This is a genomic window from Ruania zhangjianzhongii, assembly GCF_008000995.1.
Lineage (GTDB): Bacteria > Actinomycetota > Actinomycetes > Actinomycetales > Beutenbergiaceae > Ruania > Ruania zhangjianzhongii.
In genome coordinates this window covers 4169393-4195204 of the sequence record NZ_CP042828.1, presented here as the reverse complement: position 1 = coordinate 4195204, position 25812 = coordinate 4169393, and the positions used below count along the sequence as shown (strand labels likewise).

Genomic DNA, 25812 nt, shown 5'->3' with positions numbered 1-25812 from the left:
TCACCCGGCGCTTCAGTGCCGCCGGAGGGCCCCTCCTCCTAGTCTGGTCAGATCGCCTGGGCACCCGTCCAGGGGGCGGCGCGGTGCCACACCGCTGGAAGAGAGGAAGGGAGGGACACATGAGTATCTACGAGGCTCCTATGCTCACCGAAGTCGGGAGCGTGCGCGAGATGACCCTTGGCGGTGCCAACCTGCAGGACTGGTCGGACGAGATCCGGCTGTGGAAGGTCACCATCCCACTTCCGGGTGAGTTCAGCTGAGCACACCCCACTGTGCCGCGTGCCGGCCCAGCCGGCACGCGGCACACCTCTGATCGGAAGGATCCCGGCGTGCTGATCTACCAGCGGCTGACCGACACCGAGGTCGGCGTCGCTGCACCCTTGGGCTCCGTTGCGGTGGTCAATGACGATCCCGCAGCGGACGCCCGCACCGTCCGGGCCGCCCTGGAGCGGGCGGTGACCGACGCTGTCAGCAGCAGTGGCCCCTGTTATGTGCTGTTCTCCGGCGGCCGGGACTCCTCGCTCATCCTCGCCCTGGCCACCCACGCCGCCCGCCAGCTGGGCGCGGACGATCCGGTCCCGGTCACCGCCGTCTACCCGGGGGACGAGCAGGCCGACGAGACCGACTGGCAGGACCTGGTGCTCGAGCATCTCGGCCTCACCGAACGCCTGGTGCTCTCGGTCACCGACGAACGCTCCACCCTGGGCGAGCTGGCCACCACGCATCTGCGCCGGCGCGGGCTGGTGTGGCCGGAAGCGGTGCACACCCAACCGTTGTTCTTCGCCCAGCTCGGCAGCGGCACCGTGCTCACCGGCGAGGGCGGAGACGCCTTCCTCGAGGGGCGGCGGGTCACGCCGCTGTTTCTGCTCCGCCGGCGCCGCCGGCTCCCGAGCCTCGCCCTGCTCCGCGCGGCGGGAGCAGCGCTGCTGCCTGCGGCGGTGGTGCGTGCGCAGGCTCGGCGCACCTATGCCGACCCGGACCTGCTGCCCTGGCTGCGGCCGGCAGCGCGGGAGATCCTCGCCGCCGACGAAGCGGCGCTGCGCGGCCCGCTCCGCTGGGATGTGGCCACCTGGGCGATCCACCACCAGCGCACCACCCGGCTGGGTCTGGACAACGCCGTGGTCAGTGCCGCCGAGTATGGCCTGACCATGCGGCACCCGATCGCCGAGACTGCGGTGGTCGCCGCGCTCGCGGCCGAAGGCGGCGGGTGGGGCTTCCCGGGCCGCACGCACCTGTTCCGCCGGCTGGGCGCGGATCTGCTCCCGGACGCCGTGCTCGCCCGGCGGAGCAAGGCTGCGTTCAACGCCTCCCGCTGGGCAGAGCCCGAACGCGAGTTCGCGCGCAGCTACACCGGCGGCGCCTTCGATCCGGATCTCATCGACGATGCGCGCCTGCAGGAGGTGTGGCTGAGTCCGCGACCGCACCCGGTGAGCTACTTCCTTGCGCAGATCGCGTGGTTGCACCAGCACGGCCTGCCGCAGCTGCCGCGGGTCGCAGCCGAAGGTCCTCGAACAGGTCAGCAGCCAGCGATGGGGAGAACGGCGGCCCCCACGGGAGCCGGGCCACGTACACCGGGGTCTGCGCCACGATGACGCCGAGCTCCTGCAGCTGACGGTCCAGCACTCCCGCGTCCTCCCAGCCGACGATCCGCGGGAACTGCAGCAGTGCCAGCAGTGCCTGCTTGGGCTCCAGCCGGACCAGCTCGGGCCGGGTGAGCACCGAGTCGTGCTGCGGCGCCGGGATCACCATCGCCGCCAGCGGCACCAGCTCCTGCACCGCCGGGGTCATGGTGAGCGCGTCCCGGCCGTCGCCGGTGACTCGGTGGGCCGGCGCGGCACCGAAGAGGGTGGAGAGGTCGGTGGCCGCTTTGCGCAGCCGCAAGGCTGTCCCGCCCAGGTGGCACCGTGGCCGGTCTGCGGCCAGATCCAGGCGGAGAACGTCGTCGGTGATCAGCTGCGCTCCACCGGCGCAGGCCAGCGTGGCCATCGTGGACTTCCCCATCCCGGAGCTGCCGACGAAGGCCAGGGCGGACTCCCCGACCTGCACGGCGCTGGCGTGCAGCACGGCCACGCCGTGCAGCGAGAGCAGGAACGAGAGCAGCGTGCCGGAGATGAGCACACCGAGGGTGTCCTCCTTCGCACCCGGGACCGCATGCACCGTCACAGCGCCCAGGTCCGCATCGATCACGAAGTCGCAGGTCTGGTAGAACCGGAGCAGGTAGCCGGTCTCGGTCTCCGCGGCGGTGAACAGGGAGCGGTCGGTCTCCAGGTGCAGCATCCGGCGCCCGTCCGGCGGCTCGTGCGTGGCCTGCCGTGGTGCGCCGTACCGGATCGTGACGTCGGCCGGCCCGGTGGCCGCACGGTCGTGGTGCAGCGGGATCTCGCTGTCCACCACCAGGCCGTACAGTGCGGTCCTCACTCCTCCTCCACGGGCCGGGGCGAGCCGAGCGGGAGGTAGGCCTGGGCGGCGCGCAACGGGTCGTACAGACCGGTGTCGAACTCCAGCCAGGCGTGCGCCCGGATCTCGCCGTCCACCTTGGCCACACCGACCACCAGCTCGGGATCGAACCGGCGTAGCCGGTGGCCGGCAACCAGCGCGTGCCGCAGGCAGGTGTCCCCGAACGGCCAGTGCCGCATCACCCGCTGTACCGCACGTGCCTGACGCCGTCCCCTGCGGCCAAGCCGGGCGCCGCGCACTTGCGGAGCGGTGGGGGAGGAGGTGCTGCGCAGGGGTGCGCCGACCAGTCGTGCCGTGCGCGGCAGGGAGAGGGTGCGCAGCCCGACCTCCACCGCACAGGCCAGGGCCAGCGCGGCGATCACCGCGGGGACCTCGCGGACCGGCACCCTTCTCATCGGCTCGGCACCGCTCGATCAGCCGGCGGGCTCGAGCAGGCCGCGGGTGCGCAGCTCGTCCACGAACATGGTGACATCGGCCAGGGCCGTCTCGTGCGGGACGTCGAACTCCGCCACCAGCGCATCGGCCAGCTCGTCGGCGGACCGCTCCTCGGCGAGCAGCTGAAGCAGGATCGTGCCCACCCGGTTGGCGCTCAGGTACTTGGAGGTGCGCAGGTCCAGCAACACCATCTCGCCGTCGATCTCACGCACGCTGACTTCGTTCGCCCGCAACTTCATCGCCAGCCTCCAGCTGCTTCTCACCGCCGCCTCGTCGCTGCAGGTGACTGATCTGGAATCTAGCGCATCGCCGCCGCACGCATCGTGTGAATGAGCCCTCGCCCGGCAGCGAACCGTGCCATCCTTGCCCTAGCGCTGCACACCTGTCCCGCCGGAGCTGAGGGAGACCACCGATGGCCCTCGTTCGAGGCCATGCCCTCATCATTATTCAGAACTTGCCGTTGCGCCTGGACCGGCGGGTGCGCAACGAGTGCCGGGCGCTGCTGGACGCCGGGTACGACGTGAGCGTGATCTGTCCGAAGGAGGACTCGGCCGAGCCCGATCGGCACGAGATCGACGGTGCTGTGGTGTTCTCCTACCCGGCGCCGGAAGGTGCGCGAGGGCTGCTGTCCTATGCACGGGAGTTCGTCGTCTGCTGGCTGCACGCGGCGCGCCTGAGCGTCCGGGTGAACCGGGAGCGGCGCTTCGATGTCCTGCAGGCGTGCAATCCGCCCGATACCTACTGGTTGCTGGGGGCGTGGTGGAAGCTGCGGGGTCGCAGGTTCGTCTTCGACCAGCATGATCTGTGCCCGGAGGTCTACGAGGCCCGTTTCGGCAAGCGCGGCTTCCTCCACCGGGCGCTGCTCTGGCTCGAACGGCAGACCTATCGGGTTGCCGATCGGGTGGTCTCGCCCAATCCCTCCTACCGCGACCTCGCCGTGCAGCGAGGCCGCCTACCCCAGGCGCGTACCGCCGTCGTGATGAGTACTCCGGATCCGGAGCGGATGCGGCGGGCAGCCGAGCACCCGGAGCTACGCGGCGGGCTCAGCCACCTGGTCTGCTACGTCGGCATCATGGGCCCGCAGGACGGCGTCGACGCGCTGCTCGCCGCGGTCGACGTGTACGTCCACCAGCTCGACCGCCGGGATACCCGGTTTGTGCTGCTCGGCTTCGGTGACAGCCTCGAGGGGCTGATGGCGGACTGCACCCGGCGGGGGCTCGATGAGTGGGTGACGTTCACCGGTCGGGTGGACCATGAGGAGCTCGGCCGGTGGCTCTCGACGGCGGACCTCGGCGTCACCCCGGACCCGCAGAACGAGTTCAACCACCGGTCGACGATGAACAAGACGCTGGAGTACATGGCGCACGAGGTGGCCGTGGTGGCCACCGATCTGCAGGAGACCCGGCGGTGTGCTGCGGACGCCGCGGTCTACGTCTCCGGTGCGGACCCGGCCGAGACCGCGGCTGCGATCGCGGAGCTGCTGGACGATCCCGAACGCCGGGCAGAGATGGGGCGAGCCGGCCGGGCTCGGATCGAGACCGAGCTGGCGTGGTCGCTCCAGGCGAGAGCTTACGTCGGGGTGTTCGACCAGCTGGTGGAGCGCCGGAGGTCTTAGTTCTCTGTCGCGGTGGCGTCCCACGCATCCTGCACCTGCCCCTCCCCGGGGAGGTAGTCCGGGTCGACCTGGACGTCCTCCGCGGTTCCGGTGGCAGTGGAGTTGAGCGTCACCTCCCGCTCGTCCTTGTACGACCCGGACTCGGGTGTGGTCTGGAGCGTGATCAGGCCGGTGCCGGGCCATGGGATGGAACGTGCCACGTCGATGGCGCCCGCCAGATCGGAGCCCTCGGACAAGGAGTGGCCGGTGGGCAGCTCCACCCAGACGCGCGCATCAGGACCCGGGCCTCGGTCATCACGCGTCCAGCGCACGAGGTACCCGTCCGCGTGCGCCTGCGCGATCGACGGCGCCAGGTCCTCGAGGTCGGAGCGCGTTCCCCAGAACAGAGCACCTTCGTCGACCCGGGTCGTCGCCTCCTGTGGCAGACCAGCGGAGCGCAGAGCCTCTGCGAGGTCGGGCAGCTGCGACGGGTCCACGGTTCGATCCGCGTGCGCCACGTCGATGGATGTGAGACCGCTGTTGAGGCTGTGCACTGCCCAGCCGTCGTCCTCGATTTTGCCCGCCATCTCCAAGGCGGTGCCGGGGTCTTCGTCACCGACGGAGAGTCTGCGCTGATCGGAAGTCTCGAGCCTGACGCGCGGTGACTCAGGGTTCAGGATGCGTGCTGCCGACTGCGCATCCTGGGCGAGCGGCCCGAGATCGAGGAACGGGATGGTCGTCCGGATTGTCAGAGAGGTTTCCTCGAGAGTGATGGAGGTGACATCCGGGTCCCACTCGCGCAGAGCCTCCAGGGCCTCTCGATGGTTCGTCTGCGGCCGGTAGATGGAGATCGCGTTCCAGCCGTCCTCACCTTCGACCGTCACGTCCTCGACGCGGAGACTCTCCTCCTCGATCAGCGTCAGCCAATCGAGAATGTTCGCCAAGGGGGGTTCGGTCGCTTCGACGAAGACGATGTTCCGCTCGTCGAGTATGGCCCGGCCGTCCGCCAGCGTGCTGAGCGCGACGAGGACTTGCGCGGCATCGCGGATCCCGGCCCTGTAGCGAGCGCCCACCTTCACCTCTGCAGTCCCCAGAGAGACTCTGGCAGCGGGCACCACTTCGTCGTCGATCACCTCCTCGGTCGTCTCAAGGATCGTCTCGATCTCCGCCCTTCCCGTCGACGGAGCGATCTCCACCCGGAGGATCTCTTCGGATGCGGCCCCCTCCGTGGGCACGAGCCCGGCGGACTCCACCCCGGTCAGGTCGCCGATCTCGTTGGCGATGCGGAAACCGTCGGATCGCAACCACAGCCCTAGGCCGACAGCCAGGGCCAGAGCAAGAGCGGCGCAGATACCGATGGTCCAGCGTCGTGTTCGCGGGTGGTGCGTGCCGGTGCGTGTCGTCATTCCTTCTCCGGTTCTCTCCCGAGTCTCGACCAGGCAGGTCCGCCCTTGTCGCCCCCCGGCAGGTCAGGCGTTCCCCTCGAATCCGACTGCGCTATCAATGATTCCCCTTCTGTCACGTCGACCCAACGGTCAGTCCCATGCCCCGCCGAGGGTGAAGCGTCCCCCCTCGGCGATCGGAGCGACGTTGGCCCCGACGCCCAGCCTCAGATCGCCGAAGGTCACCCGTGGTGAGGAGAACCGGACCCGCTCGGTCTGATCGGCCGGAGCATCGTTCACCTCGGCGATGAACTCGTCCACCTCGTCGGGGGAGGTCTCCAGTTGCTCGAGGAGGACTCGCAGTTGCTCGCCAAGATCTTCGGGCTCGACAGTCGCTCCCCGAACCCCGACGGTGTACCGATCACCGGCGGCTCCGGAGAAGCGCGAGAACGCGATGACCTGCGCGTCGAGGCGAAGAGACTCCCCGCCCGGCAGCTTCAGGACGATGGTCCTCGGCTCGTCGGTCTCGTAGATCTCGGCGGTGCTGTCTCCTTCGATGCCGAACCCCTCCTCGCTCGGCTCGAAGGTCAGATCCCATGTCTCGACGCCGTCGACGACGGTTCGGGCGGTCGGCTCGGGGCCCTCTGGCGCGGTGGACCTGTTGTCCCGGACGGTGAAGCAACCGGTCAGGAGCGCCAGCAGTGTGATTACCAGCAGCAGGTGTGCGCTTCCCACCCCGGGCGAGAACCCAGGTCTACTCCAACGCATGGATTCTGTCCCAGGCCTGCTGATGCCACCCCAGGCGGGCCATGCCGACCTCCAGCGCGGTCAACGTCGTTCTCACTGTCGGTGTCCGGCGTCGGCATCCGATCGGAGGCCGACGCCGGTCTTTTCCATCGGGAACATGGTAACTCAGCCCTTGCCGGACCGTGATCGAGCCGGAACTACTCTCGCGACCCTACGGCGTCTCACCCTCGGGGTGAGGCGTTCTGAGGGCCAGGATCACCCATGGTTCACCCCTGTCCGGACATGCGTAAAACGCTAGTCTGGCGATGCCGGTATGGGGCGCGAAGAAGCGCGTCACGAGGTCGTCCGGCAGGTCGGAGCCGGAGCCGCGACGCCGGGGCGTCACCCGTCTCGGGGGTCGTGCAGAACGCGGATGGGAGCGGAGACGAGATGAGGGGCACCGAAGTGGTCATCGGGAGCATCGATGACGTCGGTGGCTGCCCCGCCTGCGGCGCCGCAGCTCCCGAGCCGTTCCACCTGGGCGAACCCGTACCCGTGAACAGCTGCCTGCTCCTGCGAGACCGGGCCGCCGCCGTCGACTTTCCGCAGGGGGAGCTCGCGCTCGCCCTGTGCCCGGCGTGCGGACTCATCTGGAACGGCCAGTTCGACCCGGCGCTCACGACGTATTCGCAAGACTACGAGGAGACCCAAGGGTTCTCACCGACCTTCCAGGCGTTCATCCGCGAGCTCGCCACCGACTGGACCGAGAGGTACTCGCTCAGCGGTGGGACCGTCGTCGAGATCGGCTGCGGCAAGGGGGAGTTCCTGGTGGAGATGACCCGCGCCGGCGTCGGTACCGCGATCGGAATCGACCCGGGCGTGCAGCCCTCCCGGGTTGCCGACGACGTACCGATCACCTGGATCCAAGGGCTCTTCCCGCAGGACCTGCCCGAGCTGCGCGCGGACGCCATCGTCTGCCGCCACACGCTGGAACACATCGCCCCGGTCCGAGAGTTCCTGACCTCGATCCGGGCAGCGATCACCGAGCCGGACCGTACCGTGCTCCTGTTCGAGGTCCCCGATGTGCTCCGGGTCCTCGACGAGGTGGCGTTCTGGGACGTGTATTACGAGCACAGCTCCTACTTCTCTGCCGGTTCGGTGGGCCGGCTGTTCCGGGCGGCCGGCTTCGAGGTGCTCCGCATCGAGCGGGCGTACTCCGACCAGACACTGCTCGTCGAGGCTCGGCCCGCGATCGGTGGTCTAGCAGGGGTGCTCCCGATCGAGGAGAGCCCGGCCGAGCTGGCCGAAGCCGCCGGGCGATTCGCGCGCGGTCATCAGGCGATGGTGGAGCACTGGCGGGACCGGATCCAGGCCGTCGAGGCCGGCGGTGGCCGAACCGTCATCTGGGGCGGAGGTTCCAAAGGGGTGGCATTTCTGGCCGCGCTCGGTGCGCACTCCGACCTCGTGGCCGGAGTGGTCGACATCAACCCGTTCAAGCAGAACCAGTACATGGCCGGTACCGGTCACCGGGTGCTGGCACCGAAAGAGCTGACCACTGTTGAACCCGCGCTGGTGATCGTGATGAACGGGGCCTATCGCACCGAGATCGGCAACGAGCTCGCCGACCTCGGACTCACTCCGATCGTGGAAGCGTTGTGAGTACCCCCCGGCTCACCATCGGCCTGCCCGTGTACAACGGCGAGGCCTACCTGGCGGAGACGCTGGAGAGCCTCCTCGCGCAGGATTTCGAGGACTTCGAGCTGGTCGTCTCGGACAATGCGTCCACCGATGCCACCGTCAGCATCGTCGAGTCGTTCGCTGAACGGGATGCGCGGGTCCGGCTCGTCCGGAATGACCGGAACAGGGGAGCGGCCTACAACTACAACCGTCTCGTCGCAGACTCAGACGCCGAACTCTTCAAGTGGTCCGGCTACGACGATCTTCTCGAACCGGGCTACGTGCGTTCCTGTGTGGCGGCTTTGGATGCGAACCCGGCGGCCGTGATTGCGTTCGCACAAGCGACGATCATCGACGGTGCTGGCCGGCGAATCCGTCCCTATGCGGAGAAGCTGGACGTCGTCGCCTCGACACCATGGCGCCGCGTTGCGTCCTTTGCCTGGCGGTTCAATCTCTGCAATGCCTGCTTCGGGGTGATGCGGCGAGAGACGATGGCCAGCACTGGCCTGATTCGGCCGTACATGTCATCCGACGTGACTTTCTTGGCGGAGATGGCGGCGCTCGGTTCGTTCGCACTGGTCGATGAGCGGCTGTTCCTGCGCCGGGTCCACGAGAGTTCTTCGCGGCAGGGCCACACCACTGCGGCGGAAGTGGCCAGGTGGTTCGATCCAGCCTCGCGGAGCGCGCCATCGTTCGTCCGGCTCAAGCTGCTCGGACGCACTACCGGAGCTCTGGCAACGGGGGCAGCACCGATCCCTGATCGGCTCGGTGCTGCTGCCGGATTTGCCGCTGCCTACTCGGCTCGCCGAGCCCGGATAGCGGCGGGCGGACTGCGCGCCAGGTTCCGCGGTACGGCGGCCGCCCCGGCCGAGCTCATCCACGAAGTGGACGGGAAAGTCTCATGAACCCCCAGATGACCTCGCCAGTGTTGCAGGTCCGTGCGGTCCGGGCACTGCTCGCGACCGTCGGTACGAGTGCCCTGATCCTCGCCGCAGTAGTGCCCTCGGCCAGTGCGGCTGCGGTGTTGTCTTCTGATGATTTTTCTGGGTCGGTGTTGGGGTCTGAGTGGTCGGTGACTGATCACGTGGGGGATGGGTCGGTGGAGTTGGTGGGGCAGGGTACGGGGGATGCGTATTTGTCGCTGACGGTGGGGGCGGGGGAGTCGCATGATGCGTGGCGGACTAATCGGTCGTTGCGGGTGATGCAGGCGGTGTCGGATTCTGATTTCGCGGTGGATGCGGGGTTTGATTCGGTTCCTGCGGCGACGAATGATGATCAGGGTGTGTTGGTGGAGCAGGATGCTTCGAACTGGTTGCGGTTCGATGTTTTCTCCAGTGGTGGGGTGGTGCGGGCGTTTGCGGGGGCGACGACGAATGGGTCGTCGAAGATGCGGTTCAATCAGGTGTTGCCGGTTCAGCCTTCGGACTCTGTGGTGGTGGGGGTGAGTCGGGCGGGGAATGTCTGGACGATGACGGTGGCGGTTGATGGTGGTTCGCCGCAGGTGATTGGCACGTTCTCGCAGGCGTTGACGGTCGGTGCGGTGGGCCCGTTCGCGGCGAATGCGGGGTCGAACCCTGCTGAGTACACGGCGTTGGTGGATTTTGTGTTCGATCGGGCGAACCCGATTGTTCCTGAGGATGGTGGCGCTGGTCCTGCACCGGACCCGGATCCAGATCCCGATCCTGATCCTGATCCTGACCCGGAGCCTGATCCTGATCCTGACCCGGAGCCTGAGCCGGATGTGACGGCGCCGGTGGTCAGCGCTGTGGAGGCGTCGCCGACGTCGTCGTCGGCGGTGATCTCGTGGTCCACGGATGAGGAGACCACCGGGGCGGTGGCTTTCGGGGAGACCACGTCCTACGGGAGTACGAGGACGTCGTCGGGATCGGGTACGTCGCACTCGGCGACCCTGACCGGACTAGCCGCAGAGACCACTTATCACTACCGCGTCACCGCCACCGACACCAGCGGCAATGCGGGCAGCTCGACCGACCTGACCTTCACCACTTCGGTGGCTAGCCCCGCGGCTGCGGTGTTGTCTTCTGATGATTTTTCTGGGTCGGTGTTGGGGTCTGAGTGGTCGGTGACTGATCACGTGGGGGATGGGTCGGTGGAGTTGGTGGCGCAGGGTACGGGGGATGCGTATTTGTCGCTGACGGTGGGGGCGGGGGAGTCGCATGATGCGTGGCGGACTAATCGGTCGTTGCGGGTGATGCAGGCGGTGTCGGATTCTGATTTCGCGGTGGATGCGGGGTTTGATTCGGTTCCTGCGGCGACGAATGATGATCAGGGTGTGTTGGTGGAGCAGGATGCTTCGAACTGGTTGCGGTTCGATGTTTTCTCCAGTGGTGGGGTGGTGCGGGCGTTTGCGGGGGCGACGACGAATGGGTCGTCGAAGATGCGGTTCAATCAGGTGTTGCCGGTTCAGCCTTCGGACTCTGTGGTGGTGGGGGTGAGTCGGGCGGGGAATGTCTGGACGATGACGGTGGCGGTTGATGGTGGTTCGCCGCAGGTGATTGGCACGTTCTCGCAGGCGTTGACGGTCGGTGCGGTGGGCCCGTTCGCGGCGAATGCGGGGTCGAACCCTGCTGAGTACACGGCGTTGGTGGATTTTGTGTTCGATCGGGCGAACCCGATTGTTCCTGAGGATGGTGGCGCTGGTCCTGCACCGGACCCGGATCCAGATCCCGATCCTGATCCTGACCCGGAGCCTGATCCTGATCCTGACCCGGAGCCTGAGCCGGATGTGACGGCGCCGGTGGTCAGCGCTGTGGAGGCGTCGCCGACGTCGTCGTCGGCGGTGATCTCGTGGTCCACGGATGAGGAGACCACCGGGGCGGTGGCTTTCGGGGAGACCACGTCCTACGGGAGTACGAGGACGTCGTCGGGATCGGGTACGTCGCACTCGGCGACCCTGACCGGACTAGCCGCAGAGACCACTTATCACTACCGCGTCACCGCCACCGACACCAGCGGCAACACCACGGTGACGGGGGACGGTGTGTTCACGACGCCGGCATCGTCCGTGGCCATCGATGTCTGGTACGGCCCTGACCAGTCGTTCGGGTCCCCGGCGCGGCCACAGGAACGCGTCAACATCGTCGGGTCGGTCAGTAACTCGGCGAGCGTGACCTCCCTGACCTACAGCGTCAACGGTGGATCGGCGCGGGGCCTGTCGATCGGGCCCGACAACCGGAGGTTGGCCGCACCCGGAGACTTCAACGCCGACATCCCGTACACCGACCTGAACACCGGGCAGAATGTCGTCACCATCAGTGCCCTCGGCTCGGACGGATCGTCCGCGACCCAAACGGTCAACGTGACTGTGTACGCCGCTGAGGCATTGTCTCTGCCCTACGCCACCGACTGGTCCGCCAGCGAACCGCTGCAGCTGCAGGCGCAATCGGTGGACGGCCTCTGGCAGACAGGCAACGGGTCGGTGAGCACGGTCCAGCTCGGTTATGACCGGATCCTCGCGGTCGGCGACTCGTCGTGGACGGACTACGAGGTCACGGTGCCGATGACCCTGCACGCCTTCGGACCCGGGGCGGGGCAATATCTCTCCGGTGCGGCCATGATCGGCATCGGTCTCCGATGGCAGGGACACACTCGGGTCCAGGGTGAGCCGCTGCCATACGGCTGGTACCCGGCCGGCGCCTACTCCTGGTACCGGTTCCACGACAATGGGCCACGCTGGGAACTCTTCGGCAACCACAACACCCCAGTCGATCGGGGTCGGCGGAACGCTATCGACTTTGGCCCCGGCGATACCTACATCATGCGTGTCCGAGCTGAGTCGCTGCCCTCTGGCGGTGCTACCTACTCGATGAAGATGTGGGAGCAGGGTACTGCGGAGCCGACGTCGTGGATGGGCACGATCACCGACGACGATTCGGTCCCCAGCGGGTCGGTCGTCTTGATCGCTCATCACGTGGACGCCACGTTCGGGAACGTCACCGTGACGCCGGTGCCCTAGCCGATGGGTTCACATGCACTACGCGATCCAATCGCCCTACGGTCGGTGCCGCGCTGGACTAGTGTCTGGAGGGTGACGTCAATGGTGCGTCCGGGGATGCGCTGCCCGGTGTGCGATGCGGCGGAGCTCCGCCCGTTCTACGCGCAAGCGGGCGTTCCGACGCACGTTGGAATCCTCTGGCCCACTCGCCGGGAGGCGCTTGAGTGCCCGCGCGGGGACCTGGAGCTTGGCTACTGCACCACGTGCGGGCTGGTCTACAACACTGGCTTCGACGCGAGCCGGAACGCCTACGGACACAGCTACGACAACGCCCTGCACTTCTCCGCAGTGTTCCAGGACTACGAGCAGAACCTGGCTCAGCGGCTCATCGATACCTACGGCATCCGGGATGCCGATGTCGTCGAGATCGGCAGTGGGAGCGGGCACTTCCTCGGCCTCGTCTGCGCCCTCGGCGAGAACCGCGGCACCGGCTTCGACCCGAGCTACGACGCCGAGCACGCCGAGCCGCTCCCGGACCGGGTGCGTGTGGTCAATGAGTACTTCTCCCGGGACCACGTCGACGCGGAGGCGGACCTGGTGGTTTGTCGACACGTGTTGGAGCATGTGGCCGATCCGGCCGGGATGCTGCGCTCCGTTCGGGAGGGCATCGGTGACCGCTCCGACACCGTGCTGTACCTCGAGGTCCCGAACGGACTGCTGGCGTTGCGTCGGCTGTCGGTCGGCGACCTCATTTACGAGCACGTCTCCTACTTCCTCGCATCCTCGCTGCGCACCGCCGTGGAGTCCGCCGGATTCGAGATCCTGGACCTGCGTGAGTCCTACGACGGGCAGTTCCTCGCCGTCGAGGCCCGGCCCGCCGAACTGCCACAGCGCCCGTCACCTACGCCCCCGGACCCGGACGTGCTGGCCGACATCCAGGCCTTCGATGAGCGCGCCCGGGAGCGAGTGACGGCGTGGGCGGACCAACTGGCTCAACTCGCCAATGACGGCGAACGCGTGGTCGCCTGGGGCGCAGGGGCCAAGGCCGTCGGCGTCTTCAACCTGCTCGGCGTGACCGACGCCGTCGATCGTGTGGTCGACGTCAATCCCCGCAAGCAGGGGACTTTCCTCGCCGGAACCGGGCAGGCCGTGGTGGCGCCGGAGGCGCTGGTGACCGACCCGCCCGGCACCGTCCTGGTGATGAACCCGTACTACGCCACCGAGATCGGGCAGACGCTCGCGGAACTCGGTGTCGATGCCCACATCCAGACCCTCTGATCGGGAGCCACGATGTCCGATGCGCTGACCGGCGGCCCGTGCCGCTTCTGCGGGGCACCGCTGACCCGCACCTTCGCCGACCTCGGCATGTCCCCGCTGTGCGAGAGCTTCGTACCAGCGGACCAGGTCAACGCGATGGAGCCGTTCTACCCTCTGCACACCTGGGTGTGCGACCAGTGCTTCCTGGTGCAGTTGCAGGAGTACGTGACCCGAGAGGAGATCTTCACCGAGTACGCCTACTTCTCCTCCTACTCCGACGCCTGGCTGGAGCACGCCCGGACCTACGTCGAGACGATGATCACTGAACGACGTCTCGGCCCGGACAGCCTGGTGGTGGAGCTCGCCAGCAACGACGGGTACCTCCTCCAGTACTTCGTGCAGGCCGGCGTGCCCGTCCTCGGGATCGAGCCGGCCGCGAACGTCGCCAAGGTTGCCGTCGACGAGCGTGACGTGCCGACCCTGGTCGAGTTCTTCGACGAACAGCTGGCGCGGCGACTGGTGGCCGAGGGTACTGCGGCGGACCTGATCGCCGGCAACAACGTGCTCGCGCAGGTGCCGGACCTGAACACCTTCGTCGCCGGGATGAAGCTCCTCCTCGCACCCGGTGGACTGATCACCATCGAGTTCCCCCACCTGCTGCGGCTGATGGAGGAGAACCAGTTCGACACGATCTACCACGAGCACTTCTCCTACTTCTCGCTGGTGACCGCGGAGCGGATCTTCGCAGCGCACGGGCTGGTCATCCACGATGTCGAGGAGCTGTGGACCCACGGTGGCTCGCTGAGGATCCACGCCACCCACGCCGGCGCGGATGCACCGGCACTGAGCAAACGCCTGCTGGAGCTGCGCCAACGTGAACTGGATGCGGGCCTGGAACGGCCGGAGACCTACGAGCTGTTCGCCGAGCAGGTCCGCGAGACCAAGCGCAAGCTGCTCGAGTTCCTCATCGGCGTCAAGCGGGACGGTGCGCAGGTCGTCGGCTACGGGGCTCCCGGCAAGGGCAACACCCTGCTCAACTACTGCGGGATCGGCACCGATTTCCTCGACTACACCGTGGACCGGAATCCGTACAAGCACGGCCGCTACACCCCCGGCACCCACATCCCGATCCACGAACCGGGCCGGATCGCGGAGACGAAGCCCGACTATGTGCTGATCCTGCCGTGGAACCTCACCGGCGAGATCGTCGCACAGCTGGACTACATCAAGGAGTGGGGCGGCAGATGCGTCGTGCCGATCCCGGAGGCCGCGATCGTCGACTGGCCGGCCGAAGGGAGTCTGCGATGAAGGTGGTGTTGTTCGCCGGCGGCATGGGGATGCGGATGCGTGAGTTCTCCGAGTCCGTTCCTAAACCGATGGTGCCGATCGGATCGCGCCCGATCATCTGGCACCTGATGAAGTACTACGCCCACTACGGGCACACGGAGTTCATTGTGTGCCTCGGCTACAAGGGTGAGGTCATCAAGGAGTACTTCCTCCACTACAAGGAATGGCTCAGCAACGACTTCGTGCTCTCCGGTGGTGGCCGCGAGATCACCATGCTGCACACCGATGCCCAGGACTGGAAGATCACGTTCGTGGATACCGGGCTGACCACCAACATCGGCCAGCGGATGGTGAAGGTCAAGGACTTCCTCGGCGACGACACCGAGTTCCTCGCCAACTACAGCGATGGACTCTCCAGCGTCCCGCTGCCCGCGCTGATCGACCACGCGCACGCACACGACGCCATCGCGACCTTCCTGTGCACCAAACCGAGCCAGACGTTCCACATCGTGAATTTCGACGACGAGGACCCGCACGTGACCGGGATCAGTGAGTCCAGCGGTGCCGACATGTGGGTCAACGCCGGCTTCTTCGTGCTGCGCCGGGAAGTCTTCGACTACATCGGTCCCGGTGAGGAACTCGTCTACGAGCCGTTCGGCCGGCTTCTCGAGGCTCGCCAGTTGGTGGGCTATAAGTACGAGGGCTTCTGGGCCGGAATGGACACGTTCAAAGACCGCCAGGAGATGGACGAGATGAACGCCCGCGGCCGGGCGCCGTGGAAGGTCTGGGAGCAGGACCCGGCGGCGTCAGCATGATCTCGCTCGACCTCGGGATCGATGAGTCTGAACCGTTGCGCGTGCTCGCGCTCGGCGCCCACTGCGACGATGTGGAGATCGGCTGCGGCGGGACGCTCAGCAGACTGGCCCAGCGAGCCGGAGGGCTCGAGGTCCGGTACGAAGTGTTCTCCTCCACCCCTCAGCGCGCCGAGGAGGCACGCGCGGCGGCGACCGATCTGCTGAGCCTCGCCCGCTCCGTCAGCATCTGGGTGGGGGAGTACCGGGAGTCGTACTTCCCGTATGTCGGGGATGCGATCAAGGACCGATTTGAGCTGATCAAGGCCGAGTTCGACCCCCACCTCGTGCTGACCCATCAACGCCACGACCGACACCAGGATCACCGGACGATCTCGGACCTGACCTGGAACACCTTCCGGGACCACCTGATCCTCGAGTACGAGATCCCGAAGTGGGACGGCGATATGGGAGCCCCCCAAGTGTTTGTGCCGCTCTCGGCGGAGGATGTGGCCACCAAGCTGCGGGTCCTGGGTGAGCACTACGCCTCGCAGTTCGCGAAGCCCTGGTACGACGACGACACCTTCCGCGGGCTCATGCGCCTACGCGGAATGGAATGCCACGCGCCCGGCCGTTACGCCGAGGCGTTCTACAGCCGCAAGGCAGTACTACTCGGAGGAGACGCGCCGTGAAGGTCTTGGTCACCGGCCACAATGGCTACATCGGACAGGTGATGGTGCCGCTGCTGCGCGCGGCCGGTCATGACGTGGTGGGGTTGGATACCTTCTACTACGAGGGCTGCCAGTTCGATGCCGAGGTCAGCCCGACGGATGTCATCCGCAAGGACATGCGCGACGTGAAACCGACCGACCTCGAGGGGATCGACGCGGTGATCGCCCTGGCCGCGTTGTCCAACGATGCACTGGGGGACCTGCGCCCGCAGTTGACCTACGACATCAACCACCTCGCCACTGTGCAGCTGGCCGAATCCGCGAAGCAGGCAGGGGTCGACCGGTTTCTCTTCTCCTCCTCCTGCAGCCTGTACGGTGCCGCTGGCGACGAACACCTCACCGAGGCGGCCGGGTTCAACCCCCTGACTCCCTATGGGGAGTCGAAGATCAAGGTCGAACAGGACCTGACCCATCTCGCCGACGAGACGTTCAGTCCGGTCTACCTTCGCAATGCCACGGCCTATGGCGTCTCACCGAGCCTGCGGGCGGATCTGATGGTGAACAACCTCGTCGGCTACGCGATCACCACCGGCAAGGTGCTGATCAAGTCCGACGGCATGCCGTGGCGGCCACTGATCCACATCGAGGACATCTCCCGCGCGTTCCTGGCCGCACTCGAGGCGCCGCGCGAGGTGGTGCATGATCGGGCCTTCAACGTGGGCGTGACGTCGGAGAACTACCGGGTCAAGGAAGTCGCCGAGATCGTCGAGCAGGTGGTACCGGGATCGGTCGTGGAGTACGCGCCCGGGGCCAGCCCGGACGCGCGCAACTACCGGGTGGACTTCTCCAGGATCGCCGCAGAGCTGCCGGGCTTTCAAGCGAAGTGGACGGTGCCAGCCGGGGTCGCGGAGCTCTACCGTGCCTACCAGGACCACGGGCTCACCGCGGAAGAATTCACCTCGGCCAAGTACCTGCGGATCCGGACGGTCCTCGACCACAAGGAAGCCGGGCGTCTCGATGAGGAGCTGCGCTGGCGTTGACGGCAGCCTGCCAGTCCCATCCACGCGCGAGGTCGCGCGCACCTGTGATGAGGCCCTGAGGGCACCTGGGGCGGACACAGGCAATAAAGTGATCCTTGTCACAGGCTGAATGATCCCGGTTCGAATGGGTTGATGGCGGTGAGGAACGGTTCGCTGGCCGATCCGGGCCGGCCGGCGGAGGAGGCGCGGGAAGTCAACTTTCGCCCTCTCCCGGGCGCTGTTACCTTGCCGTTACATCTGAATGGTGGTTGTGCTTCCGCAACATCGGATCGCAACCACCGCGGGTCCGGGTGCTCCTTCGCACCGCAATTGTTGCGAGGCCGAGGACGCTCCGGGCGGGGGTACCCACCCGCGCCATAGCGAGACACAGTCGGCTGCACGTCTCCTAGCGTTGAGCTGACGTTTGGGTGTTGAGCCGTGGTGCGGAAGGTCCGGGTACATCGAATTGCCAGGGCCTCGACGTCCGAGGCGGTCTCCACGAGATCAGCCTGAACACCGAGGGAGAACCCAAGCTGTGATCAGCAACAAAACGAGAGAACGCCGTACACGGGGTACTCGAATCGCGATGGCAGCTGTGCTGCTCACCGCTGTCGGAAGCATGGCCTCTGCTACTGCAAGTCCAGGCGGAAGTACTCCGCGCGATCAGCCGAGCGACCTGACGGAGTCAGGGAGCATTACGGTCACCGAGGATGGCGCGGTCATCGACGCGCTCCATGTCGAAGGGTCCATCGCGGTCCAGGCCGACGATGTCACGATCAAGAACACGACCGTCACCTATGGCGGGTACCACAGCATCAGGATCTATCCAGGTGCCACCGGCACTCTCATCCAGGACTCCACGGTCGAGTGCCTCGATTCTGAGCGGACCAACGGGATCGTGTTCGGTGGCTACATCGCAGAGCGGGTTGAGCTTGAGGGCTGCCGAAACGGTTTCATGAGCAACGGCGACAACTCCACGACGGTCATCGACAGCACGGTGGACGGTGAGGCGTTCGAGTTGATTCCGACTGGTGCCGAGCCGACGCCTGAGCCTGAGCCCACGCCGGAGCCCACGCCTGAGCCGGAGCCTGAGCCCACGCCGGAGCCCACGCCTGAGCCGGAGCCCACGCCTGAGCCGGAGCCCACGCCTGAGCCGGAGCCGGAGCCCACGACTCCTCCCGAGATGGACGGTGACTGGCCCACACCCGAGACGACCGGCCCGCGGTACGCGTCGCAGTCCTCGACTGGATCACTGAGTTCCTCGAGCGAAGGACAGGTCATCGAGCGCACGACCGTCAACGGGCGACTCACCGTGAGCCACGACAACGTGGTTGTGCGCGATGTCCTCGTCAACGGCACCGGGACCTACATGATTCAGGTCGTCCCGACAGCTGACGGCACCTGCCCCACGAACGTGACGTTCAACTATGTAGAGATCGACGGATCGGATGCGGCGGAGAATGATATCCCGCTGTACTCGCCGGAGTGTGGCTACACCTTCGACCATGGGTACATCCACGACGTCGGGCGGTCCTCGCGCGTGGTCAACGACACGACCATCAGCAACTCTTACATCTTCTCTTCCCGTACCGGCGACTCTGGAGCACACCGCGGTGCGGTGGGGCACAACGGAGGCACAGGGAACGCGCTGATCAACAATGTGCTCCTCTGTGAGGGCGGTGGCTGTTCCGCGGCGATCCCGATGTACGGCGACTTCGCCCAGGTGGATGACTACCTGGTCGAGCACAACCTGCTTGCCACCACCGGCTCCTACTGCGCGTACGGCGGGAGCGTCGGGAGCAAGCCCTACCCCAACGGGTCGAATATTCGATTCATCGACAACCACTTCTCCACGAGGTACGGCCCGAACTGCGGCCAGTACGGACCGATAGCGGCGTTCGATAGTGGTGTCCGTGGCAACGAGTGGAGTGGGAACGTCTGGCACGAGAGTGGAGAGCCGATCACCTTCTGATCGAAGGTGTGCTCGCTGAGCACTTCGTCGATGCACGTGGAGCCATGCCCCTACTTGGGCTTGGCTCCACGTGCTCTGAAGCCGTTGAGAAGCCCCGTAGTGCCAACGCACGCCAGTGCATCGCCCTCAGGTCACCCTGAGGGTGACCTCTGAAGCAGCCCTGGAATCACCCGCTGTTCACCTTCTCGCTAATCTGCCCGTGACCTAGCATCGAAGCACTGCTATCTGGTGCATGTCCTCATGCACCAATGGCCAAGCATCGGAAACGCTATGCGGCATCCGAGGATGAGGGCGGGGAAGGTGAGCGCGACGAAGGGCTCCATGGCAGAGCGTGCGCCGGAGACTTCGTTGCGGCGGGCGACCAGTTGGTCCTACGCCCTCTCGTTGGGGAAGATGGCGATCAGCCTGAGCCTCGCTTTCGTACTGGCTGCGCTCCTCGGCCCGCGGGCATTTGGCGTCATCGCGATGGCGTTGGTATTTATCAACTTTGTCGAGATGCTGCAGCAGCAGGGCCTCATGCCGGCGATCGTGTCGAGGAAAGTGCTCACCGATCGGCATGCCGACACCGCGTTCTGGCTGGTAACTGCCGTAGGACTGGCGTGCACCATTGCCGCGGTCGTGATCGCTCCGTGGTGGGCTGACCTCAATGGCCTGCCTGAACTTGCGCCGGTGATCCGAGTCCTCGCTCTGACGGTCCCGCTGACCTCAACTGTGGTCATCCATGAGGCCCTCCTGCGGCGCAACCTCGCCTTCAAGAAGCTGACGGTGCGGACCTGGGTGTCGCTGGTTGCCGGCGGGATCGCTGGGGTCCTTGGGGCAGTTTTCGGCCTAGGGGTGTGGGCCCTGGTGCTTCAGCAGGTTGTCACGTCGGTCGTGGTGGTGATCGTTCTCTGGACGGTCTCGCCGTGGCGGCCGCGGTTTCGGGTTGACCGCGTGGCGGCCCGCGAGCTCTGGTCGTACTCGACGCGTGCCGCCAGTTCTAGTCTGGGGCTGTTCATCGGTGGCCGGGTCGACGTTCTTCTCACTGGTCTCTTCTTCGGGCCGGTGGTCGTTGGCCTTTACCGCCTCGCTCAGCGGCTGACGTCGACGGCTGTCGACGTCACCGCGCGGGGGATGCAAGCTGTCGCACTGCCAGGCCTGTCGGGCATCCAGGATGACTCGACGGCGTTCGCGACCCGCCTCCTGAAAATGCAGCGGATCACGAGCATGTTGGCACTCCCGCTGCTAGGGCTCCTCGCCGGAGCTGCGTCGCCACTCGAAAAGATCCTCGGGCAGGAGTGGGAGGGCACCGCAACAGCCATCCAACTGCTCGCCATCATGCAGGCTTTCACAGCCATCTCGCTCCTGCTGGGTCCAGCACTCCAAGCCCGCAACCGACCGGGCACACTTTCGATCGTCATCTGGATCTCCAGTGGGCTGAAAGTCCTCGCGCTTGCTGCAGCAGCCTGGCTGGCGGGCGGCTCGGGTGGCCTAATCGTGCTGTGTGTTGCGATGATCACCGCCACGGCTATGAGTTCGATCCTGATCGTGGCTGTGGCTGCCCGAGTCTTAGGGGTTCGGCTGGCGGACATGATGAGCGCCTGGGTACCTGGCGGAGTAGGAGCACTTGTCGCCGTCGTTGTCACAGGGGGTGTGGTGTGGGTCCTGAGTCTGGCGCCGCTTCTCGAGTTGGTGATCGCTGGGGCTGCAGGTGGGCTCACTGCCGGGTTGGTCGTGCTGGCAGTATCGCCCGAACTGCGCGACGTCGTTGCCGTGGCGCGCGAGCGTTTGAGGCGTCGCCCCGCTGAAGTACGGACATCGCGAGGCCGAATGGATCAGGACGCATCGGCCGTGGAGCAGCCATGAAGATCCGAACAGTTGGTCGGCGACCGCGATGGCCGTCCGTGGTCTTCGTCACGATGGCGTGTGCGGCACTGATGGCTGCCTGTTCACCCACGACGCAGGGTGAGCCAGTTTCCGAGCGCCCTACAGTCGCAGCTGGTGCCGCGGGAGAACAGGAGCAGGGTGCCTTTCCCACCATGGAATCGACGGGCCCACTCGTGCCGCGATCGGAGCTGGAACACTCCGAATCCGTCTCCTCAGAAGAGGTGGGGGAGGTGATCGAGGGTGTCGAGGTGGACGGCCGGGTGCGTATCGTCCACGACAACGTCGTTCTGCGCAACGTCCGGATCAACCACATCGCTACCGTGCCCGGCCAGTATGCGCTTCTCATCGAGGCTGACCCCGACGGGACGTGCCCGACGGGTGTCATCGTTCAGAATATCGAAGTTGTCGGCGATCCGGCGATACTGGACGATCAAGCTAAAGCCGTGTATGCACCGTGTCCCTTTACCCTGGAAGACTCTCGGATTTACGGGGTCGGATCCGCCGTACGGCTCACCTCGGGGTCGGTCATCCGAGGAAACTACATCCTGGCCGATCTTAGCAACGAGGGTTCCGACTCGCACCGGTCTGCCATCGGGATCAATGGAGGATCTCACAACGTCATTGAAGGGAATACGGTCACTTGCGACGGGCCGGGCTGTTCCGGTGCTTTCGTCATGTATGGGAGCAACTCGCGCATCACGGACACTCTTGTGACTCGGAACCTTTTCAATACAACGGGGTCCTACTGTACGTACGCTGGATCGCTTGATTCGAAACCGTTCCCGACTGCCCTAGACGTTCGCTATATCGAGAACGTCTTCGGTCAGGAGTTCTTCGACACCTGCGGGAGATACGGCCCGGTTGCCGGCCTGAACAGTGGGGGTGGCCCGGGGTTTATATGGGAGGGAAACACCTGGGAGGACACCGGCGACGATGTGTCACTGGGCTAGACCGTCACGCTGCATCAGCACGATAATCGTCAGAGAGCATTGATGTCATACGAACTGCTTGCGATCGCCAAGGCACGGTCAGCACAGACCGGACCGGTGTCCAGCACGCTGCGTCATGCGGCTGTGCGGGTGCCAGGGGCAACGGGCAGTGAGGTGGGATCGCTGGGTGCCACGGCTGTTGCTCTCGTAGCGACCGACCCGCCCGGCGGATCTGAGGGCGAGCTCCGGAGCACGGCCGGAATGGTCTCAGCTGTTGTGGCTACCAACGCGCGCGGGCTCTCGGCCGGAGCTGGCCCGATTGAGGAAGCCCGGTCGGTCGGTTCGGAGGCTGGGCACGTCCGTATCACCATTGAACCCGATGGGCGCGTACGGGTGAGCGGAGACGGCATCGGTGCTGTCCCGGTCTACTGGTTCGCAGATGAGCATGGCCTCTACGTTTCCACCCATCTCGCGTCGTTGGTGAGTTTGGGCGTTCCGGCAAGACTTGATCAGGGGGCGTCACTCGAGTATTTAGTGCTCCTCCATCCACTCGGTGATCAGACGATCCTCAACGGGGTCCGGGTGCTGCCGCCCGGTGGCCTGCTGGAGTGGTCGCCGCTGGGCGGGGCTCGGGTGCAGGCCCGCCCGATCTTCACGCCCAACAACGACGCGATGAGTGATGCGGAGGCGATCGAGACGTTCGAGGACGTCTGGAAGACCCTGCTGGGGGAGATGTTCGAGCGGAATGCTGAGCGACGCGTCGCCTTGGGGGTCAGCGGCGGCCTGGATAGTCGCGCGGTCGCGGCAGGCTCCGCCCTCGTCGGTGCACGGCCGCTCACGTTCGCCTATGGAACTGAGCAGGTGATCGAGTCGCGGGTGGCTGCTGAGGTCGCGGCCACACTCGGTTTCGATCATCTGCAGCTGCCCGTCGTGGACGAGCGACTCATGCCTGCGGCTCCGTCGATTCTCGCGAGGTTGGACGGCGTCCACAGCCCCGCAGAGATGTACGAACTGTGGTTCGGACAGACGCTGTCGACGGTGGCTGACGTTCTCGTGAACGGAGCCGGCGGTGGTCCGCTTTGGGGTGATGAGAAGTCCATGGGGCTACGTCAGCCGAACGAGATCGTGAACGCAACGGTCCGCCGTTACGGCGGGGCCATCGCCGCAATTCGACCGTTTCTCGATGCTGACGTGCGCGACGGTCTGACGTCGGTACTCGCAGATGGCGTCGCGTCTTCGCTCTCGACGTGGTCCGGCTGGGATCGAAGCGACCTCTCGGTCTTCTGGCGAATCGCAAACCGTCAGGTCCGATGGGGCAATGCGCTCGTGACTGCTGTTCGTCGAGGCGGGATGAGATCGGAGACCCCGTTCCTCGACTCGCGGTTCCTGCGCTTTTGCGCCGCACTCACAGCCGAGCAGCGGCTGAACGGCCGCTTGCATCTGAAGGTCCAGCGACAGGTGTTTACCAGGACTGCAGGGATTGGACGAGGCGACGACGGGAACAGCCCTGATTCCTTGAACCACGTCTACTGGTCGAGTGACCGAGGCTACGGCGCACAGCTGGCGCAACTGGCGTCTCGCCATCCGATCGCCGGTTTGAGGCGCGTCGGTCGACGGGCCGGCGCCGTCGGCGCACGACGACTGGATCAGCGCTACGCAGCCAACGCCGTCACGAAATGGTGGGACGAGCGGACCAACGTATTTCCCCTCGACTTGTGGGCTCAAACCAGGGCGACCTTCGCCGACCGAATCGCAACGTTCGTGCAGAGCTCGATGGCTGTCCCCGGGCTGGTGTCGGAGGATGCCATCGCGGCCGCCGTCTCGGCCCTGCAGGCGGGACGCGGTGTTCCCGTCGCGACTGTAGCTAAAGTCGCATCCCTTGGTCACTGGCTGAGTGACTTCGAGAGCCGAGAGCAGAACCTCCACCGCGAGCAGAGCAGCCGGGACCCTGCGCTTGTTTCCAGACCTCCGCCCGCAGGTGAATGACAGCGCCTGCCAACCGGGCGTAGGTCAGGAGGTGGGTTGGGCGCGCGGGTCTTCCCCGATGCCGAGCAGCGCTCGGAATGCGGCCCTGTGAGTCGGGCGACCCATAGCAGCACGAATGCCTTCGTTCGCCACGAGAATGGCCCAGTAGGCAGCCGACCGGACCGGCCCATGTCGCTTCCGGTAGAGGCGCATGCGGCTTGTCGCCACCAGGCTCCAGAGAAAGGGCGACCTGCTCATCTGGCCACCCGGGTGCTGAACGGCTGCCCTGGGAGTGTAGTGAAGGCGGTGGCCCGCATCACGCATCCGGAGCGCGTAGTCGGTCTCCTCCGAGTAGAGGAAGAAGCTCTCATCCCAGAGGCCCACGTCGTCGATTGCCTGACGGGAGAGAAACATAGCGGCGCCTGTCGCCCAGTCGGCAGTGGCGCCTTCACGGTATGCGGTGGGATCCCGGATCATGTCGCCGAGCGGGGCGAAGCGGGCGGCTCGGTGTCCGCCGAGCACGGTTTCCCCCACGGCGCGAAGCAGTGTCGGCTCCCGCCGGAGCGAGAATTTGAGTCCGCCCTCGGCGTTCTGGATCATCGGGGCCACCACCCCAACGGTGGGGTCACGTTCGATCACGTCAAGCAGGACGCGCACGCTTCCGCTCGCAGGAACGGCATCGGGGTTCAGGATGTAGGTACCGCGACTACCGAGTCCCCGCTCGTAGCCGAGATTGATACCTCCTGCGTAGCCCAGGTTCACGTCAGACCTGACGAGTCTGACCCAGGGGGCGATTCTCTCGACCAAGTCGGCGGTGCCGTCCGCAGACGCGTTGTCCACGATGGTGACTGCTGTGGAGTCGATACCGCAGAGCGCATCCGGGAGAGCACGGAGGAAATCTTCGATGATTGCTGCAGCGTTGTAGGTCACCGCGATTACGCCAACGTCGGGTGGTGAACTGTGAGCGCTATCGACGTTGGAGGTCGGAGCGAGCACAGGCTCCTGAATCACCACTGGGCGGGTCTGCCGTTCATGGTGCGCAGTCGGCGTTGCGCGGACTTCAGCTTCTTTCGCCAACCTCCGTAAGCCCGTGGATCGAGCGAGGCGCTTTGCAGTACCGCGGCACTCTGCACAAGTTGCGCGGTCCACTCTGCGACGGTGCGCACCCCGTTCGCCTGGGCCGACAGCGGCATTCGCTCGCGGAGATCGGTGTCCGTGTGGATGAGGGTGTGCTTGGATCGCGGGTCATCCATGTGATCCTCGGGAACGAACGGAAAGTAGAAACCGTTGACCGCCCCTGCGCGTGCCAGCCGGATGCAGTAGCCAGTGAACGATTCTTCGGGCTCCAGGTAGCCGTGCCTGTCAGTGAGGGCGCGAGACATCAGATAGCCACTTCCCTGCACCCACAGGTTGCGCATCAACTGGTGGCCACCGTTGAAAGTCTGGATCTTCTTCCTGGCCAACTCCGGGCGGAAGTCCTCCTCGGGGTGCCGCCAACTTCCGATGACGCCAAACTCGGGATTGGTGCCATGAGCATCCGCGAAGGTGTCGAGCCATCCCGGTGCTACTCGGCAGTCGTCGTCTACCTTCGAGACGAATCGTGCCGTCGACTCGCGCCACAACCACGTCGTGGGCTCGCGAAGTTTCACGTTCTCCCGGCTGTGGTGGTACCGGTGAACTCGAGAGTCGGTGGTGAACGGTCGTAAGGCTTCAATGGTGGCCTCGTCGTCACCGTTGTGCCAGAGCCAGACTCGGTCGTGTTCTCCCAAGGTCTCTAGCAATCTCGGCAGGCTCAGGTGAAGGTAGCCCGCGCTCTTGTAAGTGATCAT

General features: G+C 66.0%; 21 protein-coding genes and 1 pseudogene. 16 read left to right on the top strand and 6 right to left on the bottom strand.

Annotation, left to right across the window (positions count from 1 at the left end; all coding sequences use genetic code 11):
• Positions 1-119: 119 nt before the first annotated feature.
• Positions 120-260: a lasso RiPP family leader peptide-containing protein gene (locus tag FU260_RS19330; RefSeq protein WP_147918526.1), complete on the top strand. Its 141-nt coding sequence runs from the start codon at positions 120-122 to the stop codon at positions 258-260.
• 69 nt (positions 261-329) lie between these two features.
• Positions 330-1592: an asparagine synthase-related protein gene (locus FU260_RS19325; protein WP_168211868.1), complete on the top strand. Its 1263-nt coding sequence runs from the start codon at positions 330-332 to the stop codon at positions 1590-1592.
• Between the two features lie 822 nt (positions 1593-2414).
• On the opposite strand, the gene FU260_RS19320 is transcribed toward FU260_RS19325, so the two are convergent.
• Positions 2415-2852 (bottom strand): lasso peptide biosynthesis B2 protein, encoded by a 438-nt coding sequence (locus FU260_RS19320; protein ID WP_147918524.1) that lies wholly within the window; start codon positions 2850-2852, stop codon positions 2415-2417.
• An 18-nt stretch (positions 2853-2870) separates the two neighbouring features.
• Complete coding sequence (locus tag FU260_RS19315; protein WP_235912395.1) at positions 2871-3155, bottom strand: PqqD family protein; 285 nt, start codon at positions 3153-3155, stop codon at positions 2871-2873.
• Between the two features lie 149 nt (positions 3156-3304).
• Between FU260_RS19315 and FU260_RS19310 the strand changes: the two genes are divergently transcribed.
• Positions 3305-4507: a glycosyltransferase family 4 protein gene (locus FU260_RS19310; RefSeq protein ID WP_235912394.1), complete on the top strand. Its 1203-nt coding sequence runs from the start codon at positions 3305-3307 to the stop codon at positions 4505-4507.
• Here the strand turns inward: FU260_RS19310 and FU260_RS19305 are convergent.
• Entirely contained in the window at positions 4504-5892 is a 1389-nt protein-coding gene (locus FU260_RS19305) for a hypothetical protein (protein WP_147918523.1), read from the bottom strand. The two genes, FU260_RS19310 and FU260_RS19305, sit on opposite strands and share 4 nt — an antisense overlap.
• A 129-nt stretch (positions 5893-6021) precedes the next feature.
• Positions 6022-6603 carry a hypothetical protein gene (locus tag FU260_RS19300; RefSeq protein ID WP_147918522.1) on the bottom strand — a complete coding sequence of 194 codons (582 nt, stop codon included), beginning with the start codon at positions 6601-6603 and terminating at the stop codon, positions 6022-6024.
• Positions 6604-7044: 441 nt separating this feature from the next.
• On the opposite strand from FU260_RS19300, the gene FU260_RS19295 reads away from it, so the two are divergent.
• The 13 genes and pseudogenes from FU260_RS19295 to FU260_RS19240 all read left to right on the top strand — a co-directional run bounded on the left by FU260_RS19295 (position 7045) and on the right by FU260_RS19240 (position 24004).
• Positions 7045-8253: a class I SAM-dependent methyltransferase gene (locus FU260_RS19295; RefSeq protein WP_147918521.1), complete on the top strand. Its 1209-nt coding sequence runs from the start codon at positions 7045-7047 to the stop codon at positions 8251-8253.
• Complete coding sequence (locus FU260_RS19290) at positions 8250-9176, top strand: glycosyltransferase family 2 protein (protein WP_147918520.1); 927 nt, start codon at positions 8250-8252, stop codon at positions 9174-9176. Before FU260_RS19295 ends, FU260_RS19290 begins: the two co-directional genes overlap by 4 nt.
• Before the next feature lie 836 nt (positions 9177-10012).
• Positions 10013-10267 (top strand): annotated as a pseudogene (locus FU260_RS24665) (fibronectin type III domain-containing protein); the annotation flags it as partial.
• 303 nt (positions 10268-10570) lie between these two features.
• Complete coding sequence (locus FU260_RS24260) at positions 10571-12247, top strand: fibronectin type III domain-containing protein (RefSeq protein WP_244951248.1); 1677 nt, start codon at positions 10571-10573, stop codon at positions 12245-12247.
• An 81-nt stretch (positions 12248-12328) separates the two neighbouring features.
• On the top strand, positions 12329-13504 hold the full coding sequence (locus FU260_RS19280; RefSeq protein ID WP_235912407.1) for a class I SAM-dependent methyltransferase: 1176 nt from the start codon (positions 12329-12331) through the stop codon (positions 13502-13504).
• Between the two features lie 12 nt (positions 13505-13516).
• Positions 13517-14791, top strand: a complete 1275-nt coding sequence (locus FU260_RS19275; RefSeq protein ID WP_147918517.1) for a class I SAM-dependent methyltransferase — start codon at positions 13517-13519, stop codon at positions 14789-14791.
• Entirely contained in the window at positions 14788-15585 is a 798-nt protein-coding gene (locus FU260_RS19270; RefSeq protein ID WP_147918516.1) for a sugar phosphate nucleotidyltransferase, read from the top strand. Before FU260_RS19275 ends, FU260_RS19270 begins: the two co-directional genes overlap by 4 nt.
• The gene (locus FU260_RS19265) at positions 15582-16253 is read left to right on the top strand and encodes a PIG-L deacetylase family protein (RefSeq protein WP_147918515.1); all 672 of its coding nucleotides are present in this window, start codon (positions 15582-15584) and stop codon (positions 16251-16253) included. The genes FU260_RS19270 and FU260_RS19265 overlap by 4 nt, the downstream gene beginning before the upstream one ends.
• Positions 16250-17272 carry an NAD-dependent epimerase/dehydratase family protein gene (locus FU260_RS19260; protein WP_147918514.1) on the top strand — a complete coding sequence of 341 codons (1023 nt, stop codon included), beginning with the start codon at positions 16250-16252 and terminating at the stop codon, positions 17270-17272. The genes FU260_RS19265 and FU260_RS19260 overlap by 4 nt, the downstream gene beginning before the upstream one ends.
• A 403-nt stretch (positions 17273-17675) precedes the next feature.
• Positions 17676-19223 carry a hypothetical protein gene (locus FU260_RS23690; RefSeq protein ID WP_168211584.1) on the top strand — a complete coding sequence of 516 codons (1548 nt, stop codon included), beginning with the start codon at positions 17676-17678 and terminating at the stop codon, positions 19221-19223.
• Positions 19224-19523: 300 nt separating this feature from the next.
• The gene (locus FU260_RS19250) at positions 19524-21068 is read left to right on the top strand and encodes an oligosaccharide flippase family protein (RefSeq protein ID WP_168211865.1); all 1545 of its coding nucleotides are present in this window, start codon (positions 19524-19526) and stop codon (positions 21066-21068) included.
• Between the two features lie 251 nt (positions 21069-21319).
• On the top strand, positions 21320-22039 hold the full coding sequence (locus FU260_RS19245; RefSeq protein ID WP_168211864.1) for a right-handed parallel beta-helix repeat-containing protein: 720 nt from the start codon (positions 21320-21322) through the stop codon (positions 22037-22039).
• A 42-nt stretch (positions 22040-22081) separates the two neighbouring features.
• A complete protein-coding gene (locus tag FU260_RS19240) occupies positions 22082-24004 on the top strand; it encodes an asparagine synthase-related protein (protein WP_147918511.1) in 1923 nt (640 codons plus the stop codon).
• Positions 24005-24028: 24 nt separating this feature from the next.
• On the opposite strand, the gene FU260_RS19235 is transcribed toward FU260_RS19240, so the two are convergent.
• A complete protein-coding gene (locus FU260_RS19235; RefSeq protein WP_268957805.1) occupies positions 24029-24979 on the bottom strand; it encodes a glycosyltransferase family 2 protein in 951 nt (316 codons plus the stop codon).
• 11 nt (positions 24980-24990) lie between these two features.
• Complete coding sequence (locus FU260_RS19230; protein WP_210418128.1) at positions 24991-25812, bottom strand: glycosyltransferase; 822 nt, start codon at positions 25810-25812, stop codon at positions 24991-24993.